Origin of the sequence: Streptomyces sp. NPDC052023, assembly GCF_044548465.1 — a bacterium.
Classification (GTDB): domain Bacteria; phylum Actinomycetota; class Actinomycetes; order Streptomycetales; family Streptomycetaceae; genus Streptomyces.
The window spans coordinates 1-3681 of sequence record NZ_JBIUBW010000049.1 but is presented as its reverse complement, the minus strand read 5'-3'; the positions used below and the strand labels follow the sequence as shown (position 1 = coordinate 3681).

At 71.1% G+C, this 3681-nt stretch carries 1 protein-coding gene; it reads left to right on the top strand.

Annotated elements, in window-relative coordinates:
* Positions 1 to 3681 (top strand): amino acid adenylation domain-containing protein (locus tag ACIHCM_RS37470; RefSeq protein ID WP_399906537.1); only part of this gene is annotated, 3681 nt, incomplete at both ends.

The window sequence follows — 3681 nt, the reverse complement described above, 5'->3', positions numbered from 1 at the left end:
GCGCCGCAGGGACCGTACGAGCAGACGCTCTGCGAGCTGTTCGCCGAGGTCCTGGACGTGCCGTCGGTCGGCGTGGAGGACAACTTCTTCGACCTGGGCGGGCACTCCCTGCTGGGTACGCAGCTGATCAGCCGGATCCGTGCCGCGCTGGGCGTGGAGATCTCGATCCGGGAGTTGTTCGAAACCCCGACGGCGGAGGGCATCGCCGCCCGGCTCGTCGAGCGAAGTGAGGACGACGCCGAGCCCGCCGCCCCGGCCCGTCTGTCGCTGCGCGCCGTCGAGCGCCCCGACCCGGTGCCCCTGTCGTTCGCCCAGCGACGCCTGTGGTTCCTGCACCGTCTCGAAGGCGCCACGTCCACGTACAACGTCTCCTTCATGCTGCGGCTCACCGGCCGCCTCGACCGGGAAGCGCTGCGGTCGGCACTGGGCGATGTGGTGGCCCGGCACGAGAGCCTGCGCACGGTCTTCCCCGAGGACGACGGGACGCCGCGCCAGCACATCCTCGACCCGGCCGAGGCCGAGCTCGGCTTCACCGTACGCGCGGCCGACGCCGACCGCCTCGACACGCTCCTCGCGGAGGCGGCCGGCCACGGATTCGACCTGGAGCGGGAAATCCCGGTACGGACCCATGTCTTCGAGCTGGCCCAGGACGACCACGCCCTGCTGCTCGTCCTGCACCACATCGCGAGCGACGGCTGGTCCATGGGCCCGCTCACCCGGGACCTGGCACGGGCGTACGACGCCCGCTGCCGCGGCGAGGCCCCGGAGTGGACACCGCTGCCCGTCCAGTACGCCGACTACACCCTGTGGCAGCAGCGGCTGCTCGGCGACCAGGGCGACCCGGACAGCCTGCTCACCCAGCAGATCGAGTTCTGGAAGCACGCACTGGCGGACCTTCCCGAGCAGCTTGTCCTGCCGACCGACCGGCCACGCCCTCCGGTCAACTCCTACCGGGGCGACGTCCTGCCCATCAGCCTCTCCGCCGACACTCACCACAAGCTCCTGGTACTCGCCCGTACCAGCGGCGTCAGCGTCTTCATGGTGCTCCAGGCGTCCCTGGCGGCCCTGCTCACCCGCCTCGGCGCGGGCACGGACATCCCGCTGGGCACCCCGGTCGCCGGCCGCACGGACCAGGCCCTGGGCGACCTGGTCGGCTTCTTCGTCAACACCCTCGTGCTGCGCACCGACACCTCCGGTGACCCGGCCTTCCGCGACCTGCTCGCACGCGTCCGGGACACCGACCTCGCCGCGTACGCGCACCAGGACGTGCCCTTCGAGCATCTCGTCGAGATCCTCAACCCGCAGCGCACGGTGGCCCATCACCCGCTGTTCCAGGTGCTGCTGGTGCTGCAGAACACGCCACGCGCCCGGTTCGACCTGCCGGGTCTGCACCTCAGCTCCCGGCAGCACATCGAGGGCGTATCGCGATTCGACCTGTCCATGAGTCTGGCGGAACGTCATGACGCCGACGGTGCGCCGGCCGGCCTGGACGGTGTGGTGGAGTACGCCACCGACCTGTTCGACAGGTCGTCCGTGGCGTTGTTGGCCGCACGGTGGCTGCGCCTGCTGGAACAGGCGCTCGCCGACCCGGACCGCCGAATGGGCGAGCTGGAGATCCTCACCGCCGACGAGCGCCGCGCGCTGCTCACCGAGACCAACGACGGTGGTCCGGTGGCGCCGTGGACTCCCATGGCTGAGGCCGTCGAGGCCCAGGCGGCCCGCACCCCGGACGCGGTCGCGGTGGTCAGCGGCACCGAGTCGCTCACGTACCAGGAGCTCAACACCCGCGCCAACCGCCTCGCCCGGGTGATGCTGGCCCGGGGGGTGCGCCCGAACACCGTCGTGGCGATGGCCCTTCCTCGGTCCACCGACGCGATCGTGACGCTACTCGCCCTGCTCAAGTGCGGCGTGGCCTACCTGCCCATCGGCGCCGAACACCCGGCCGACCGAGTTTCCTTCATGCTCGGCGACGCCCGGCCCGTGCTGGCCGTCACCGTGACAGAGCGGGCGGGAACGCTGCCGCGGTCCGCTCCGCTGCTGGTGCTGGACGACCTGGCGACGCTCCGCGAGCTGGCCGCCGCGTCCGACACGGACCCGACCGACACCGAACGCGGCTCCGCGCTCCTCCCGGACCACGGCCTCTTCGTGATCTACACATCGGGGACGACCGGCACCCCCAAGGGCGTCCTCATGCGCGCGGGTGCGATCGCCAACATGCTGGAGTGGCACGCCAAGGTGGTCGGTGGCGGTGTGGGCCGAAGGGTGGCCCAGTTCACCGCGCTGACCTTCGATGTGTCCGTCCAGGAGATCTACTCGTCCCTCCTCGCGGGCAAGGAGCTGTGGCTGCCGTCCGAGGAGGTGCGCCGCAGCGGTGAGCTGCTGGCCCGCTGGCTGGACGAGAACGGCATCGCGGAGCTGTACGCACCCAACCTCGTCGTCGAAGCGGTGTGCGAGGCGGCCAACGAGCAGGGGCTCGCACTGGCGTCGCTGTGCCTGATCTCGCAGGCCGGGGAGGCGCTGACGCTCAGCCACAACATCCGGAGGTTCTTCGGCGAGCGGCCGTCGCTGGAGCTGCACAACCTCTACGGACCGACCGAGACCTGGACGGTCTCCGCGCACCTGCTGCAGGGCACCGCCGACACCTGGCAGGCGCCCGTGCCGATCGGCGTGCCCATCCCCGGTCAGCGCGTCTACGTGCTGGACGAGGGGCTGCGGCCCGTCCCGGCCGGCGTACCCGGAGAGCTCTATGTCACCGGCGCCGGGATGACCCGCGGCTATGTCAACCGGCCCGGTCTGACGGCGGAGCGGTTCGTGGCCGATCCCTATGGCCCGCCCGGCTCGCGCATGTACCGCACCGGTGACCTGGTGCGCTGGCGCGCCGACGGGGAGCTGGACTACCTCGGCCGGATCGACCACCAGGTGAAGATACGCGGCTTCCGTATCGAGCTGGGTGAGATCGAAACCGTTCTGGCCGGTTGCCCCGGTGTCGACCAGTCGGTGGTCGTGGTCGACGAGAACAACGGGCCGGCACGGCTGGTCGCCTATGTGGTGTCCTCGGCCGGGGCCGCGGCGGTCGTCGAGTCGGCCGTACGGCAATGGCTGAGTGCCCGCCTGGCCGACTACATGGTGCCTTCCGTGATCACGGCCCTGGACGCGCTGCCGCTCACGTCGAACGGAAAGGTGGACCGGCGAGCGCTGCCCAAGCCGCGTTTCACCACGGCCGACCGCCGTCAGGCGCGTAGTCCGCGCGAGGAGATCCTGTGCGAGCTGTTCGCCGAGGTGCTCGGGGTGCCCTCGGTCGGCGTGGACGACAACTTCTTCGACCTGGGCGGCCATTCGCTGCTGGCGACGCGCTTGGTCAGCCGGGTGCGCAGGGTGCTGGGTGCGGAGTTGCCGATCCGTGCGCTGTTCGAGCGGCCGACGGTGGCGGGGCTGGTGGGTGCGCTGGACGACGCCGGTGAGGCGCGCCCGCCGTTGCGGGCCGCGCGTCGTCCCGAGACCGTGCCGCTGTCGTACGCGCAGCGGCGGCTGTGGTTCCTCCAGAAGCTGGAGGAGACCTCTACGGCGTATCACCTGCCTCTGGCTCTGCGGCTTTCGGGAGAGTTGGACCGGGAGGCGTTGCGGGCGGCGCTGGGTGATGTGGTGGGCCGGCATGAGAGTCTGCGGACGGTCTTTCCGGAG